General features: G+C 46.6%; 12 protein-coding genes. 2 read left to right on the forward strand and 10 right to left on the reverse strand.

What is annotated here, in order from left to right; genetic code table 11:
* Positions 1 to 12: 12 nt before the first annotated feature.
* Entirely contained in the window at positions 13 to 1101 is a 1089-nt protein-coding gene (locus ACTJJS_RS13325; protein ID WP_440664073.1) for a Wzz/FepE/Etk N-terminal domain-containing protein, read from the reverse strand.
* A gap of 29 nt (positions 1102 to 1130) precedes the next feature.
* Entirely contained in the window at positions 1131 to 3635 is a 2505-nt protein-coding gene (locus ACTJJS_RS13330; protein WP_440664074.1) for an SLBB domain-containing protein, read from the reverse strand.
* A gap of 548 nt (positions 3636 to 4183) precedes the next feature.
* Between ACTJJS_RS13330 and ACTJJS_RS13335 the strand changes: the two genes are divergently transcribed.
* Positions 4184 to 4684, forward strand: a complete 501-nt coding sequence (locus ACTJJS_RS13335) for an RNA polymerase sigma factor (RefSeq protein ID WP_168871542.1) — start codon at positions 4184 to 4186, stop codon at positions 4682 to 4684.
* 69 nt (positions 4685 to 4753) lie between these two features.
* Positions 4754 to 5875 (forward strand): acyltransferase family protein, encoded by a 1122-nt coding sequence (locus ACTJJS_RS13340; RefSeq protein WP_440664075.1) that lies wholly within the window; start codon positions 4754 to 4756, stop codon positions 5873 to 5875.
* On the opposite strand, the gene ACTJJS_RS13345 is transcribed toward ACTJJS_RS13340, so the two are convergent.
* From ACTJJS_RS13345 to ACTJJS_RS13380, 8 genes are all read right to left on the reverse strand, one after another.
* Positions 5860 to 7077: a sterol desaturase family protein gene (locus tag ACTJJS_RS13345; protein ID WP_440664076.1), complete on the reverse strand. Its 1218-nt coding sequence runs from the start codon at positions 7075 to 7077 to the stop codon at positions 5860 to 5862. The genes ACTJJS_RS13340 and ACTJJS_RS13345 overlap by 16 nt on opposite strands.
* A gap of 231 nt (positions 7078 to 7308) precedes the next feature.
* The gene (locus tag ACTJJS_RS13350; RefSeq protein WP_440664077.1) at positions 7309 to 8721 is read right to left on the reverse strand and encodes an RtcB family protein; all 1413 of its coding nucleotides are present in this window, start codon (positions 8719 to 8721) and stop codon (positions 7309 to 7311) included.
* A 13-nt stretch (positions 8722 to 8734) separates the two neighbouring features.
* Positions 8735 to 9484 (reverse strand): hypothetical protein, encoded by a 750-nt coding sequence (locus tag ACTJJS_RS13355; RefSeq protein WP_440664078.1) that lies wholly within the window; start codon positions 9482 to 9484, stop codon positions 8735 to 8737.
* 129 nt (positions 9485 to 9613) lie between these two features.
* A complete protein-coding gene (locus ACTJJS_RS13360; protein WP_440664079.1) occupies positions 9614 to 10678 on the reverse strand; it encodes an AAA family ATPase in 1065 nt (354 codons plus the stop codon).
* A gap of 835 nt (positions 10679 to 11513) precedes the next feature.
* Positions 11514 to 12080, reverse strand: coding sequence for a DinB family protein (locus ACTJJS_RS13365; RefSeq protein ID WP_440664080.1), 567 nt, complete (start codon positions 12078 to 12080; stop codon positions 11514 to 11516).
* A 562-nt stretch (positions 12081 to 12642) separates the two neighbouring features.
* On the reverse strand, positions 12643 to 13599 hold the full coding sequence (locus ACTJJS_RS13370; RefSeq protein WP_440664081.1) for a hypothetical protein: 957 nt from the start codon (positions 13597 to 13599) through the stop codon (positions 12643 to 12645).
* Positions 13600 to 13653: 54 nt separating this feature from the next.
* Entirely contained in the window at positions 13654 to 14736 is a 1083-nt protein-coding gene (locus tag ACTJJS_RS13375) for a PA0069 family radical SAM protein (protein ID WP_440664082.1), read from the reverse strand.
* Between the two features lie 121 nt (positions 14737 to 14857).
* Positions 14858 to 16639: a MutS-related protein gene (locus ACTJJS_RS13380; protein WP_440664083.1), complete on the reverse strand. Its 1782-nt coding sequence runs from the start codon at positions 16637 to 16639 to the stop codon at positions 14858 to 14860.
* Between the last annotated feature and the right edge of the window lie 69 nt (positions 16640 to 16708).

Here is a 16708-nt window from a genome sequence, read left to right on the forward strand (position 1 = left end):
CTTTGGATCGAATCAGATGTCAAAATCCCTTAAATAACTTTTTAATAATTTAGATACAGTTAATACTATTACACATAATATACCTCCAAGCAGTCCTCCAATTACCACACCTTTTACTAGTCCAACCTGTATCTTTTTTAACGGCAAAATAGGCGTATCAATTATTTGAATAATCGGAGTTTCCTGGCTTAATGCCACTTTACTCATCTCCAGGTTTTTGATTACCTCACCATACATTGTCTGTAAAATTATCTTATCTCTCCCTGCTACCTCCGCGCTCACCAGTGCCACTCTTCGCGCCGGATTCTGATTCAAATCCTGCATGGTTGCAGCAGCATAAGTTTTTTTATCAAGAAGCACCTCCAGTGAATCCGCCTTTCGCTGTAAGTAGTCAACTGAAGTTTTTGAACGTTTCGTTTTTGTTTGTACATAAAATGAAGTAGCCTGACTTACCAGGTTTTCCACAAATTGTTTTGCAAACAACTGATCTTCAGAAATGAACTTTACTTCTATAAACGCCAGCTTCTTATCAGGCTTTGATGCAGTCAAATGCTTGGCGATAATTACCTGATAAATAACATTTAAGGCACTATCCTGAATGATTGATAGTTTAGCATCACCTTTGACAGGAAAAGTAATGTCTTTAACACCCGGATCTTTCTGCCATTTATTCCGTAACCCGGAAATGTCCAGAAAACGGTCGGCCATACTGACCACCTTCCCGTTTGTATTTATTGGCAACAACAAAGTACGTTGTACCATTAAGCGGGTTTTCAAAAAGGTTAAAATATTGTCTCCTACAAAAACCCCTTCTCCGCTACTACCTCCCAAATCAATACCGAACTGACTCGCGATCCCCGCATAGGAAGCAAGCGGATTTGATTTGGATTCCTCCAAGATGAATGTGAGTGCAGCTTCATATTTGGCTTTGTAAGTCTTTGAATAGATAAATCCAAGAATGGCAAATACGATTACTGCAAGTAAGACAATAAACCACTTTTGTAATATATACCTCAGTAGTCTTATGATATTGATTAAAATATCTCGAAGACTAACTGTTTGCGTAAACGAAGCTTCAATATTAGGATGTTCTGCTGGCATGACACCAATTATAGTTTATGAATTGACTCTTACTTAACCGTATTCAGAATAGTTACAATGACCAACGCTACAGAGGCCAGCGCACTGGCCATACCGACAGCTTCTCCCGTGGTAATTCCTTTATGTTCTCTTTTCGATGGAACATAAATCTCCGCTCCTGGTTTCACTTTCGGATAAGTATTGAAGAGAAACACCTTCTTGGTATTTCTTACCTCTCCATTTGCATACACGATATAACTTCTTCTTTTCATCGCCTGAGTTGTAAACCCACCAGCTCCATATATGTAATCCTTAAAGTTGTACTTATTGTCAAATCTTACTTTTTTCGGAAAATATACCTCTCCAAACAACTGCACCGTCTGCAATTTCTTGGGAACTCTGATCACATCCCCTTCTTCCAGCAACAGGTCATATTTAGATCCGGGATGTTTCATGATATGGTCCAGGTTGATACCCAACAGTTGCTCCTTGCGGTCTACGGCCGCCTGTACGCGTGCAATGTCCGTACTGTCCTGCAACTTATTATAGAATACCTGCAACTTGTTGGCAAGCAGCGAACTGTCGCTTTCATTGATAAACGTCTTACGCATCATTACTGCGCCTTCCGGGTATGCTTCCGGACGGAGGCCACCTGTTCTTTTTATCAAATCAGAAATACGCTCAGAACGGTTGTTGATCGTATAATCACCAGGATATACCACCTCTCCGCTGATCATCACATTGGCTTGTGAGGCATACGCCGGAGAACGCCTTACTACCACTTCATCAAAAGGTTGTAATACAAAAGCCTTTGCTTCCGGATTGTTGCTGAGGTCTGCATTGATATTGAACCGTTCTACAATCGCTTTGGTACTGTCTTTCGGATCATACATCCCACCACGTTTCCTGCGGGAAATTTCTACCTCCTGCAGGGAGGCTGCATCTGTAAGACCACCAGCCATCAGTATGAGGTCTTCCAACCGCATGCTGTCTGCATAGTTAAAATAACCCGGTTTATTCACCTCTCCGTCAATTCTCACTTCATATTCTTCGCGAAGATCAAATTTAGAATAGATCATCACACTGTCTTCCTTCTGTAACCGCATGGCAGACTTACCTGACAGCGCATCCTGTACATTGAAGTTAATAAAGGAGGGTGTATAGTCCGATTGTAAACGACGGATCAGCCCTCTTGACAGAGCAGCATTTTCTTTCACGCCATCGGCCCGTTTGATCAGGTCGCTGATGGTCATATTATCTTCCAGCGCATAGTTGCCAGGGTGAAAAACGGCGCCGGTAATGGTCACCCGGTTGCTGAAACGGTTCAAAATAGAATCAATAAAAAACTGGTCCCCGGATTTTAATTTAAACGAAGCTATTTCACTGGCCGGAACATTCACCACTTCCCGCTCTTTATTGTTTACGCGGTAAGCCCGGATAACATCGCGGAAAGACCTGTCCGTATAGCCGCCGGCGTAATCGAGAATTTGCTGGAGCGTTTCATTGTCCTTCGCTTCAAAGATGGCCTGCCGCTTCACTTCCCCAATCAGTTCCACCCGTGTCTTATAGGGGTTTACCTTCACAATGTCCTGGTCCTGCAACACAATATTATTGCTGAGGTCGCCCCGGGCAAGGAAATCGTACAAGTCAAAAGTAGCTGCGGTTGAGCCATTACGGATCACCTGTATATTACGGAATGAACCATTTTCAGTAGGGCCTCCTGAAACATACAACGCATTTGCCACTGTAGCCAGTGAAGGGATCGTGTAGGAACCAGGGTTCACTACCTCTCCAATCAACAATACCCGGATACTACGGATATTACCCAACGAAATCTGAACGGAAGTGTTGCCAGACTTTATACCACTGTAAATGGTCGCTAATTGCTTGGTAATCCTGTTTTTAGCTTCCTCCATGGTTAATCCGTTCACATACACCGGCCCCAGGTTGGGGATACGGATATAGCCGTCAGGCGTTACTTTCAGACGATGCTGTACCTCGGAATATCCATATACGTCTATGAGAATTTCATCATTGGCAGCCAGACGATAATTGGGCGGCGTTGGCATTTTGAGGTTGGGTTCAAACGTCAGGTTCTTATTGTTAAAAAGTTCCGATCCGAAAATCTTCTTACGACGCTTTTCCCTTTCCCGCTCTTCCCGGGTTTGTGGCTTTTCTTTGCTCCCAGTCGTGGTGTCTTCCGTCATATCATCATCGACCTTGCGGCTACCTTCCTCATCCTCCTTGTCCTTTTTGTTTTTCTCCTTATTCTTCTGGTTCTGGTCCAGCTCTTTGTCCAGGCCCATCTGCTGGATACGGCTTTTCAGCTTGCTCACCTCAATATCAGGAATCCCCTTTTGTTGTGCATAGGTGTCAATATCTGAAAAAGACATATTATTCTTTTTCATCTCAGCCACCAGCTGACGCACCTGATCATCGCTCAGATTGTCAACCTTCATCTGCCGGATTTGTTCTTTGGATAATGCTGGATTCTGCGCGGTCACACAATAGCCAATAAACAGGAAAAGCTGTAGCAGCAATAATTTTCTGAACATGTATTAATAGGATAAAAACTTCTCGAATACCTTTCTGGAAAACACTTGTAAGGTGCCATTCCCCGGAGGGGATAGCCAAACAAGCTGCAAATCTATTAAAAATAACATATAAATGTGACAGGAATCGGTTTAGCTAACCGTTTTGTTTTGAAATCGTTAGATAATTTCCGATAAGCGTTGGAACATATACCCGCTTCCTCCAACAAGGTTAACAAAAATAAAAGTACTTCGGTAAGTTCCCTATTAACTTTAAGTATATTATAATATAAAAAAATTATTAATTCATCACCCTCAATATAACTGAAACATTTTCAATCCATTTTTCCCTTTTTCTCGTTAATACTATCGGAGAGTCATGCTGATCAGACCTGTTGTTTTTTTCAGACCACCCAGAATCAATTTTTAAGGCACCGGACCACTCAAAAAACCATATAGCAACCAATAACATATCCTTAAACCATTGTAAACCAGTTTTTTATTAAATATTCTGTGAAAGCTTGACGCTGTGCGGTTCCGTTCATTTCAGTTAAGCCAAAACCTGAAACATGATGTCATCTGTTGAATTTAACACCTTGCTTGTCGGAAACGCTGATTTCCTGAAACCCTTTGCGTTTACCCTTACCAAAGATGCTGAACAGGCTAAAGACCTATACCAGGAAACCCTGTTCCGGGCCCTCTCCAACCAGGAAAAATACCTGGAAGGCACCAACATCCGCGCCTGGCTGTTTACCATTATGCGTAACATCTTTATCAACCACTACCGGAAAAAAGCCAAAAACCGGATGATAGCCGAACCCAGTGTCAGCGATTTTTTCCTCAATTACCAGCAAAGCCCCACCAGCAACAAAGCAGACACCAACCTCCGGATGAAAGACATACACGTCGCCGTCTATCACCTCCCACAAATCTTTAAACAACCGTTCCTCCTGTATTACGAAGGATACAAATACTTTGAAATAGCAGATATCCTCCAGGAACCGCTCGGGACCATCAAAAGCCGGATCCACTTCGCCCGTAAAATACTCAAGACCCAGGTGCTGCGGCACTAACTTACCTGTTGCGTTCCTTCACTATAATAGTTATCTTGGCGAATTACCAAACAACCAAATAATCCTATAGTGACTGCATCGCAACGTTTCTTATCACTGGACGTCTTCCGCGGACTGACGGTAGCCGCCATGATCCTCGTCAACAATCCCGGTAGCTGGGAGTATGTGTACGCGCCGCTGGAACATGCCAAATGGCACGGCTGTACGCCCACCGACCTGGTATTTCCCTTTTTCCTCTTTGCCGTAGGCAACGCGATGAGCTTTGCCATGAAAAAATACGCCGAAGCGGGCAACGCGGCGGTTATCCGGAAAATACTCACCCGTACCCTGCTGATATTCGGTATCGGCCTGCTGCTCAACTGGTTCCCCTTCGTGAAATGGGCCGATGGCCAGCTCGTCATGAAACCCCTCAGCAACCTGCGCATCCTGGGCGTATTCCCCCGTATCGCGCTTTGCTACGGCGCTGCAGCTTTCATTGTCCACTACCTGAAAGACAAAGGCGCCTTCGTGACAGCCTGCGTTATCCTGCTCGCCTACTGGTTCGTCCTGATAGCTTTCGGCACCGGCGACCCGTATAGCCTCGAAGGTTATGCCGGCCTGCCGCTCGACAAGTTGATCCTCGGAGAAAATCACATGTACAAAGGAGAAGGCGTACCCTTCGATCCGGAAGGCATTCTCAGCACTTTCCCCGCTATCTGCAATGTTATCTTCGGATACCTGGCCGGTAAATTCATCCAGGAAAAAGGTAAAACCTATGAAATGCTCGCCCGCCTGATGATCATGGGATGTATACTCATCTTCGCCGCACTCTGCTGGGACATGGTATTTCCTATCAACAAAAAAATATGGACCAGCTCCTATGTGCTCTACACAGTAGGCATCGCACTGCTGCTGCTCTCCATCCTCATGTATATCGTAGAGTTCCGCGGGCTCACCCGGTGGACGACCTTTTTCACTGTATTCGGTAAAAACCCGCTCTTTATCTACGTGCTGTCCGGCGTAGTGGTAAAGTTATACCTGCTGATACGCCCTGTGCCCGGCCAGAATATGTATTCCTGGCTGTACCAGAACGTCTTTCAGCCCATCGGCGGCAATATGGTAGGCTCCTTCCTGTTTGCCCTCTTCCATGTATGCGCGTTCGCCGCCATAGGCTACTGGATGGACAAAAAGAAAATCTACGTACGGGTATAACCGTATACCAGCCGGTAATACCGCTCTTTCAGCCGCGACTGGAAATAAAGCGCGGTTGTTAATACCAGCGCCGCCAGTGTAAGCAGGGAAGGATGCGGCCAGTAATAGTACAAGGCAAAACACAAAACGCTGTAACGGGCATACTCCAGGTAAAACACCCAGCGTTTCTGCTCCAGGATGGCGCCACAGTTCATCAGCGTAAGCAGGATCAACAGTGAAACACATACCTGTACAAATACCGGCACATAGTGCTCCAGCAATAAAAAAACAAACAATAATGTGAGTGTGGCAGCCATCTGCCACACCACATAATTATTTAGCCTGGGCGTTTCCGTTATAGTACGGTCCCTTACCAGGAACGTTTCTTCCAATACCTCCCGCGCCGCAGGATCTACATAATCAGGCTTTCCGAAAACCACCCGCAGCTTGCTCCGCCATCCGTTCGCCCTCCTGACGGAATACCACATTTCCAGTATAAAATGAAAATGCTGCCAAAGGAAACTGTTGCTCTCGAGCGGCTTGGTAAGACCATATACGGGCTCTTCTTCCTCTTTCTGAAAAGTACCAAACAGCTTGTCCCAGATAATAAATACATCGCCGTAGTTTTTATCCAGGTACTTCGGGTTGCTGGCATGATGCACCCGGTGATGTGACGGCGTTACCAGAATGTATTCCAGGATGCCCAGCTTCCCAATGGTACGGGTATGAATGAAAAAAGGATACAGCCCATGCACCAGCAACATACTGGTGATCATTGCCGGCGGAAATCCGATAACCGGCAATACCGCCCAGAACCCCGTACGGATAAACGCCTGGAAAACCGTGATACGGGCAGATACTGTATAGTTGAACTCCTCGCTTTGATGATGCACCACATGCGCGCACCAGAACAAAGTCACCTCATGTGCCAACCGGTGATACCAATACCAGATAAAATCAGTACAAACCAGCAACGCCACCCATAGCAACACGCCGGGTTTGATATCAAACAAGGCGTAGTTCCGGTGCAGGTACTCATATAGAAAATAAAAAATCCCTACCGTGAAGGTATCGAGCAACCGCTCAGCGATGCCTACACTGATGTTGGCCACGGAATCCTTGAACTTAAAATAACGCTTCCCTTTTTTGTGTGCCACCAGATACTCCAAACCCATGAATGTCAGGAAAAAAGGAACCGCCAATGCCAGAAAATTCAAATGCACTTTGATAAAAATTTTAGCTGCTAAAAATGAAAACACAGGTGTCCCCGCATGGTGCCAGCCCATGTGCAGGGGGTTTTGTAAATCTTGTTATTGGTGGTAACTGGTAACAATATTAGAAAATATATTTCTAATATCCTACTAAATTTGTAGACTATAAAAAACAAAGGGCGGAAAACAGCTGACAGCCGTCTCCCGCCTTTGCGACATTGCATATATCTATTTAGTCATCAACTAGTCTTCCGCTGGTCCGCCATCGGCCATCCGCACCATTTTAGGCTGGAACTGTCCTACAACCTCCACCAGGTCGGCCTGCGCGGCCATCACGGTATGGATGTCCTTGTAAGCCCCTGGCGCTTCGTCCAGTCCACCCCCGATCAGGGTTACGCCATTGTCTTGCAGCATTTTTCTCATTTCCTCGTTGGTGATGGAAGCGATGGCTTTTGTACGCGACATCTGCCGTCCGGCGCCATGCGACGCGGAATGCAGGCTGGTAGTTTCACCTTTTCCCCGAACAATAAAGCCGGGCGCTGTCATAGAGCCGGGAATAATACCCAGCACGCCTTTCCCTGCGGGAGTAGCGCCTTTACGGTGTACGATCAGCTCTTTGCCATGGTGCATTTCCTTCCAGGCGAAGTTATGATGGTTCTCCACCCGCGCCAGCATAGTGGCGCCCATCTCAGCGATCAGCCGTTTATGGATCAGGTGGTGACATGCAGAAGCGTAATCACCGGCCAGGTTCATCGCCAGCCAGTACTCCTGCCCTGCTTCTGTGTTCAGGTCCAGCCACGCCAGGTGTTGTGCGTCTTTTGGCAACACACAAAGCTCTTTGGCCAGCCGGGTATAATGTCCGGCTACCTGTGCACCCAGGCCACGCGACCCGGAATGCGACAACACGGCCACATAATCACCTGGGGCCAGGCCCCATTCGTTGCTGGCATCGGTGATGGTCACCACGCCCCATTCCACAAAGTGGTTGCCGGAACCGGAAGTTCCCAGTTGACCGGCGGCTTTGGCCTGCAGGCTACGCAGTATCTGAATTTCCCTGAACTCGTTTCTTTCCAGTACGGCATCGTCGTCATTCCTTTTCCACTCGGCGCCGGCGCCGAACCTGGTTTTGTTCTTCAGGGCCTTTTCATATTCACCGGCTTTGGTGTTCAGGCTATCTACCGGCAGGTCCAGTATGCTCAAACACATACGGCATCCGATATCCACGCCAACGCCGTAAGGTATCACGGCGTTCTCTGTGGCTAATACACCACCTATCGGCAAACCATAACCCTGATGAGCATCTGGCATCAGTGCGCCGGCAACGGCAACGGGCAAACGCACAGCATTGTTCAGCTGACGGATCGCGCCTTCTTCAATAGCGTCGCTACCAAAAATGGCGTAATCTACCGCCTGCTCGCGCAATGGTATGATTTCAGGACGCTCCTCCGGTATCAGCGCGGTAGCTACCTCCGCCCATACCGCATCTTCGGTATAAGCGGCCGGATCAGCCAGCACCTTGGCCAGTGCGGTTTCGATTTCTTCAGCTGTAGCCGTTGCGTAATGTTGGGCAATAACGTCAATGGCTGTACTAATTACAGGGCCCTGTGGGTAACCTAAGGCGCGTAATTGTTTCCCGGTCATTTTCAATTCAGACATAATGGGGGTTTATTCAATCAATGATATCATAATATTCCTCCTGCATTATCTGCAGCAGGTTTTTATTTTTATACGGGTCTTTGTTTTTCCCGGCAGGGTTCCAACGCTTCCAGCTATTGTGCCTGCTTTGTGTCAGCCAGTGCATGCGAGGCTCCAGCCGACGGCTGGTAATATAGTTGTTCAGTTCCTGTATCTGCGATTCCAGCACGGGATCCACTATACGCTGATGGGTTAATATATGAGGCCGTACACGCAATACGAAACGCCAGGGCTCTTTAAACACCATAACAGGCACTTCTTTGTTACCATACCTCGGCATTTCCATCCGTTCCTCAAAAAGGGCGGCTTCCTCGTGTGTAAACCGGAGCTTTTGAAACTCCGACAGGGAAAGGGTACGCAGAAACTGTCCTTTGTCTACCCATACCTTTTTACCACGCACCCGCTTCTTCTTTTTAAAATCCTTGCGATGAAAATATTCCTTTGTGTTGATTTTAAGAAGAATATTCTCAAAAAATGAAGCCTGTTTTCCACGGGCCACATCATCTCTCAACACAAAGAAACGCACATACCCTTTCTGTACAGGCGGCTTCAGCGGCACATAAAGCGGTTCGCGGGTTTTGCGCCAAAGCGCGCGCTGGTATTTATCCAGCCTCAGCAGCTCTTTATCTCTTGCTGTAATTACTGCACGGCGTTTTTGTCTCGCTGTTTTAAGCCGTGCAGACGCGATATAATATTGTAATTCGTCTGAAAATAACTTGTCCATAACACATGGTCTGGTGAGTTTTTAATCTCGTTCACCGATCGGTGGAAACGATGTACCATCGGGTTGTATACAGACAAGTAATTCTTTTTCATGACTAATAATATTTTTAATGAGATGATGAATGTTTGTTTATACTGTTTCTTCCAGCAGCGTTCTCCTGAAACCGATCACATTCTTCGGACTTTCAAAAGAAGGCTCGTGCTGATTGGCTATTTCTGCGATACTCATGGATTTGTTGATCACGGTATCATAGCCTAAATGTTTGGACAGCTTTTGTGCTTTCGCCGCAGAGAGCTTCTTAAACTCATACTTGGCGATCAGTCTGCCTTTGCGCAACAGCGCGCTGTCAATGGCAGACAGGTCACTGTTGAAGGAGCACACCAACTGTATGTTCAGGCAATCCGCCAATAGTCCGTCGGACAAATTAAGCAGATTGGACACAGATGAATTGCCGCTGAACTTCCTGTCCATGATCACGTTTTCCGCGTCTTCAATAATCACTACGCAATTAGGATTATCAATCAGCAGTTCCATGAATTCCGGGTTCATGATATTGTGCGCCAGGTCGGGCGATACGAACAGGATACGTTTTTTGATTTTGCCGATGAGATAACGCAGATACGTGGTCTTGCCGGTTCCCGGGATGCCATGCAACAGCACAATGCCTTTGTCTTTGTCTTTGCGCAAGCGCTGTTGTATCACCTTGTCCACTTCGCGGAAATCATCTTCATAAAACAGTCCGATGTCCAGCTTGGTGCGTTTGATCTCCATGCTCTTCAATTCCAGTCCTTTGCGACCACTGACGATGAGATTGATTTCATGCGGTTCACGGCGCTGTTTTTCTTTATAGCGTGTAACCGTCTCTGTTATCTTCGCCACAAACGCGGCGTCTTTACCATCGTGCAATATCTCCACCCAGGAATGCCAGAAGGCCACTACACTGTTGTTATTGAGCACCAAGACAGTTTGAGCGTGTTTGTATTTTTTCTTTTTCGTATCATAATCGGTATAGCGGTAGGTATGCAGTATCATGCCTTCAAATGCTTTCACAAATGCAGCTTCTGCTTTTTCTCCGTCTATATCGTAGATGTTATTGATATTGGGTATACTGTTAAAATGAACGGTATACACTCCTTTGGGCGCAAAATATTCTCCATCGGTTATATCTATCTGGTTATTGACCATCGCTTTCATTTACTGTTGCACTTTTAAAATTAGTCTTCCCTGATAGTGATTTACCGGAGCCCTGTGGGCTCCAGGCAAATCATGCTTATCATTTCCGGTACATATAGGTACCTCTTTTGGGGGAAAGTTACAAGTTATCCTCTTGATAACCTGAAGATGGGGGTTAATTCAAACAGAGACGAAAAAAAATATCTTTAAAGGAGATTAGTCAGCGGAGCAGGATTACTCCGCTACCTGTTTATAAAATGTACCTCCTCAAATAATCTTTTTACGGTGAACACAAAAAAACCCGGTCTGTTTTACACGGACCGGGCTACTAACGTCAACGTATATACTACGTTAAGGCATGCCGGGTCCGATTAGCGTCAATGCGATTGATGCTATCTTCAAATCCTTTACTGCGAAGCATTTCAGCGTTCAGTAGCCGGTTTTTTATGGTGTTCCGTGGTGATATCATTATCAAAATCAACATAAAAAAAGCCCGGACCAATTGATCCGGGCTTCTGTTATATGATACAAATATATTTGCACTACCTGTAACTATGAAACGCCCGGAACCCGCCCCGATCTTGCGTGCCGCAAGGGATTGCTGATTCCATATTTAAATTAAAGCGTAGCATTTTTTACAAGTGTTTACCTATTATCAATTTTTAACGATGCAAAGATAATGTGATAAATAGTGATAATGCAAATTTTTAACAGACTTTTTTCAAAAATTTTTTCTATGTAGATAAAAATAGTGTCGGATCCTGACTGCATAAAAAAACCGGAAGTACGCATACTTCCGGTTGCTGTAATCGAATAAGGATAACAAAAACAGATGTTGTCGGTCGACCAAAAAAAATCAGATCAGAACGGCGCTTTCTTCATATTCCTTTTCCAGTCTTTTCATCTGGCGGATATGACGTTCTATATGTTTAGTCAGGAAATAGATGTACTGATAGATATCGAGCTTGCCCAGATGGTTAACGGACATGTTGGTGAATACCAACACTCCTTCTCCGTTTTTAAGCAAAGAAAGATTGTACATGCATTGTGCATACTGTTGTTTCAGCAGCGCTTTTACTTCCTGCATATCTTTAAGGCCTGTAGGCTCCATGTGTTCGGGTCTCACCCATCCGAAAGACTTGCTGCTGATCACATCGATCTGGCTGAATTTCTCCTGGTAATCTGCCGGCAACACAACAGTATGGCCGTTTCTTTTACGGTCAAGCGCCCTGCGGGTACTTTTGTTGATGATCAGTAACAGGAAGTAATTAGTGAGGGTAATATGTTCCAGCACTTCCCGTATGCTCCATTGATCGCGGTCCGGTTTGAAGTCCAGCAATGCTGGTTCTTTGTCAAACCAATTGTCCAATTCTCTGAAATTGGTGAGTAAAGCCTCTCTTACAACTTGAATAACGTTCCTCATATACTAACGTTTTTGGGGTTATGCACTGTACCTGTCTATACGAAATCAAATGGGCTTAGCACATAACATTCATAAAAAAATTGTTTGCCATTTCTGTGCCGGATTTCCCGTGAAATAAAAAACCCGGCCGTATTTACGGACCGGGCAATCATGTAATGGGTTACGTTACATTACTGCATACCATGTCCGTATGGCTTTTTTAAGGCAAAGCCATCCCCTTTACACCAGATGGTGTATTGAATATTTTGACCAGTTATCGTCTGAAGTTCTTTCACTGTCGTCATTTCAGTACTGCTTCAAAAGCAAAAGGTCCCGCCTTTTTAAGTGCGGGACCTTTGTTTATATCGTTTGATAACTATCGTTAACAATCGGTGCAACGTGCCCGCAATCCGTCGTAGACCTGCTTTTGCTTGCAGGCCATCGCAATAATCTTATATGTTGACAGAAGTTGCACTAAGAAATTTGTTGTTTGCTACAAAGGTAGATTTTATTTTTTTTATTACACAATAATATAGCCTACTTTTTTTATAGAGTTAACAATTAGTTTATATTCCCGGGCCGCTCATTTTTTCATTTGCTGCATCTGTTGCAGGATTTGCCGGTTTTGCTGCTGTAATTTTTCAATTTCCTCCTGCTGGCGGATCAGATGCAAGGTCAGCTCCTCTACCTTTTTCAACAGCCGGGCGTTCATATCCCCCAGGTCCAGCCCCGTACTGTCCACCTCTTTGGCGGATGGCATTTCCGGCAGGTGCTTGTGCTGCTGTATAAAGGCAGCAGTGCTTTTCAGCGACGGGAGCGGGTAGTCTTTCTCAAATACATAGTCCGGCCAGGTGCCTTTGGCCTTTACCTTGACACGTTCAGCAATCATGGACCCGGCAACAGCCAGCTGGTAACCCGCCGTCTGATGGGTACCTATGCCAACGGTGTTATCCTGCGCAGATACGAAAAGGGCAGGCTTGGCTGCATATTGTAAAGCGGCATAGCTGTCTGCCTGAGGAGCTGCTTGAAAATACAATCCATACCCAAACCGGTCTATATTAGCGCCTATCTTCACACCATAAGCGTCGTTCAGGGTTGAATGATTCACAAACTCAAGTGCATAAGCACCGTTGTTGCCATCCTTTCCAATGTTAAACCGCTCGAAGTTATAGACCCCCGGAAAGCTGATCAACCCATCCCGCTGCAACACCACCTTTGACCAGGGAGTAGCCGGATCATTATTGGTTTTGCGGAAATACAGGTCCTGGTCGAAGAAACTGCCGGAAAACTGCATCGCAAAATTGTTGCTCAATTCAGAGTGTCGCACGTCCAGCAAATGCCACCAGCTAGTGGCACCTGTAGGGAAATTGACAGGTGCATTGGCCTGGAAGAACCCGGAAACGGCACCATCTTTTCCTTGCAAACCGGCATTATTCCTATAATCAGTACGGGAAGAGGACTCGCCCCACAGTACAGGCGTCTGCGCTACAGCAGCCACAGAACTGCCCACCAACAGGGCTAACAAGCATAATTTCTTCATAGATAAAGGGTTTTATAAACGGGTAAAACAATTTCACCCAAGATACTCAATCCCTTAAAACAAACTCAACTGACTGGTAGGCCTCCGGAAAGACTCCGTATTAAACTCAAACCGCTCCTGGTTTAACCCGTTCTTCTTTACGTGTAGCCGGAACTGTTGGCGTATCAAATCAGCGATATTCCCTTCCCCGCGCATCCGGCGGCCAAACTCACTATCGTTCACATTGCCGCCATGCATGCTCTCTATCTGGTGCCATACTTTATCTGCACGGTCAGGGAAGTTTTTATAAAGCCAGTCATTAAAGATGATCTTCACCGCATCATTCAACCGCACTACGGTATAACCGGCATATTTGGCGCCATTGGCAGCAGCCATCTCCAGCAGCCGGGGTATCTCATGATCATTCAGCCCGGGAATCATAGGTGCGGTCATAACACCAACGGGCACACCAACTTCACTCAGCTCCTTCACAATTTTGAACCGCTGTGCCGCAGTCGTGGTACGGGGCTCCATCTTCTGCCGCAGCTCCTCCTGTAAAGTGGTGACAGACACATACACACATACCAGTTTCTCCTGTGCCAGCTGCTGCAGCAGGTACCGGTCTCTCAGTACCAGCGAATTTTTAGTGATGATGCCCACCGGTTGTTTATATTCCAGCGCTACCTCCAGCAACTGCCGCGTAAGCCACATCTTACGCTCCACCGGCTGGTAACAGTCCGTATTCCCCGAAAGAGAGATAGGCTTGGGCACCCAGTTTTTGTTGTCCAGGAACTTGCGCAGCAGCTCCGGCGCATTATGTTTGACAATAATCTTCCGCTCAAAATCCAGCCCGGCGCTCAGTCCCCAGAACTGGTGGGCGTTACGGGCATAACAATAAATACAGCCATGCTCACAGCCCTGGTAAGGATTCATGGAATACCACATCCCTACGTCCGGACTATCCACTTTGTTGACCAGCGTCTTGGCATGCTCCTCAAATACCTGGGTAGGTACATCTGCCTGCCACCACTCGTCAATCCCCTCCACATGCTCCTGTACATATTCTCCCTTCAGGTATTTGTTCCGCGGATTTAACTGCGCACCACGTCCTTTGTAATAAGGGGTTTCAGATCCTCCTTCCTGGAATGGCAATGTCATACACTAAATATTTTAGTAAAAATACTAAATATTTTGTCATTTCTTTATTTAGGTATTTTATTATTTGATCAAGCCAGGGCTTACTAAAGGCTCCTATCAAAATAATCAAATAACAAAATATCTAAATAATCTCCATCTGTTTCATCAGGAAAGTTGCGTTTTTATTACGCGCAATGCCAGGCCGGATACGGTAATCAAAGAAAAGGTGATTGTCCTGGATAGTGCTTTCAAAGCAATAGTTCCGGATCTTATTCGGGTAATTATCTTCCAGATGCCCCAGCTCGAGGTCATGGGTAGCAATCATGCCCAGACAGTTATAGGAAAGAAAATGTTCTATCAGGCTGCGGGAACCGGACAACTTATCTTCTGAATTGGTGCCCTTCAGGATTTCATCGAGAAGGATAAACACCCGCTCCCCTGTTTTCAGCTGGACAATAATATGCTGCAACCGCAGCAGCTCCGCCTGGAAATAAGAGGTGTGGCTGGCGATGGAATCTTTAATACGCATGGAAGTCATGATACGCATAGGGGTAAATACCAGCCTGTCTGCACATACCGGCGCACCGCACATGGCCAGCAGCAGATTGGCCCCCACACTGCGCAGGAAAGTGCTTTTGCCCGACATGTTGGAACCGGTAATGATCAGGAAACTGGCGTCCCGGCCAATATGGCCGTCGTTTTTTACAGACTCGGTTTCCGGAATCAACGGGTGTCCCAAACCCACTGCTTCCAGCAGCATCGGCTCGGCCTGCGGCTGTGGATAGGCATATGCAGGATGGTTAAAAGCAAAAGTGGCCAGGCTGTTCCATACCTCCAGCTGTGCGACTACGCCGAACCATTTGTCTACGGCCGTTTTATACTGTTCCTTCCAGCGCTCCAACCGCAGGATGCAATGCAGGTCATAGAGAAACAGCGAATTGAGGGCAATACCCACCAACAGGTTCAGACGCTGGTCAAAGGCAGAACTGATGCGGGACAACTGATGCAGCGCCACATCGGCCTCCCGGGCCGTCTCCTGTTGCTGCCGCAGCAGTACTGACTGCTCAAAGGAACCTTTGCGTATCAACCCCAGTAACAGCGCAAACTTCTCCAGGATACGCTCTTTCTGGGAAATCAACTTGTACTGCTCCAGCAGCTTCGGCTGAATGCTGAGCAATACCAGCCAGTTGACCATGATCATACCAATGAAAAGATAATAGTGCCCCAGGTAGGAACCTGTTGCCACTGCCGCGACAGTCAGCAGCGGGAACAGCCACCGCGCTATCCCCATAAATTTGTTATGGATGAACGAGAACGGCATATCGAGCCACAATGCCAGCTCACGGCGATCGCTCGCCTCTTCTTTGGCCAGCATGGCATTGGCGGTAAGATGCTGACGGAAATCTATTTCCGGCGCCAGTACTTTCAGGGCCTCCTGTGTGTCCAGGATCTGCGCTATGTTCAGCATGGGCGCCCCCAGTGAAGCAGCCAGCTGCTGCTTACCGGACAAAGTCCCTGTACGGTTGATCGCCTGAAATATCGACGCCGGGCCAAACACGTCCAGGTCCCCGGAGTAATCATGCTGATCATTGATAAACTCATGGCCGTCCTCAAAAGAGGATGTCCAGGTAGTGGCTTGCTGAAGCTCTTTCTGGTTCAGGTCCAGCAGCGTTTTTAACAGCGCCAGCTGCTGCAGCGACTGGTTATGCCGTTTAAGGAAAAAGCCGAAAGCCACCACACCCACGGCTGCCGCCAGCAACCACACGACTTCCCTCCCCTGGCGGAAATACAGCACCACCCCTGCAACGATCAGCAGGAAACTCAGTAACCGGGACCAGGACAACAGCGATGTCCGCCGCTTCTCCTTATCAATAGCCTGCTGAAATTCGTTGATCCGTTGCTGGTATAGATGAGGGTGTTCCATTACACACATTTTTAAAAGTGAAATGCAGCTGAAGACAACCGTCTCCGCTGCATTCCAAATATCAACATA

The sequence above is a fragment of the Chitinophaga sp. 22308 genome (assembly GCF_052045305.1).
Lineage (GTDB): Bacteria > Bacteroidota > Bacteroidia > Chitinophagales > Chitinophagaceae > Chitinophaga > Chitinophaga varians_A.

Excerpts from the sequence above, each read along its gene's own strand:
- ACTJJS_RS13335 (WP_168871542.1), top strand. The coding sequence starts at position 4,184 with ATGTCATCTGTTGAATTTAACACCTTGCTTGTCGGAAACGCTGATTTC.
- ACTJJS_RS13355 (WP_440664078.1), bottom strand. The coding sequence starts at position 9,484 with ATGGACAAGTTATTTTCAGACGAATTACAATATTATATCGCGTCTGCA.
- ACTJJS_RS13325 (WP_440664073.1), bottom strand. The coding sequence starts at position 1,101 with ATGCCAGCAGAACATCCTAATATTGAAGCTTCGTTTACGCAAACAGTT.
- ACTJJS_RS13365 (WP_440664080.1), bottom strand. The coding sequence starts at position 12,080 with ATGAGGAACGTTATTCAAGTTGTAAGAGAGGCTTTACTCACCAATTTC.
- ACTJJS_RS13360 (WP_440664079.1), bottom strand. The coding sequence starts at position 10,678 with ATGAAAGCGATGGTCAATAACCAGATAGATATAACCGATGGAGAATAT.
- ACTJJS_RS13375 (WP_440664082.1), bottom strand. The coding sequence starts at position 14,736 with ATGACATTGCCATTCCAGGAAGGAGGATCTGAAACCCCTTATTACAAA.
- ACTJJS_RS13380 (WP_440664083.1), bottom strand. The coding sequence starts at position 16,639 with ATGGAACACCCTCATCTATACCAGCAACGGATCAACGAATTTCAGCAG.
- ACTJJS_RS13330 (WP_440664074.1), bottom strand. The coding sequence starts at position 3,635 with ATGTTCAGAAAATTATTGCTGCTACAGCTTTTCCTGTTTATTGGCTAT.
- ACTJJS_RS13350 (WP_440664077.1), bottom strand. The coding sequence starts at position 8,721 with ATGTCTGAATTGAAAATGACCGGGAAACAATTACGCGCCTTAGGTTAC.
- ACTJJS_RS13370 (WP_440664081.1), bottom strand. The coding sequence starts at position 13,599 with ATGAAGAAATTATGCTTGTTAGCCCTGTTGGTGGGCAGTTCTGTGGCT.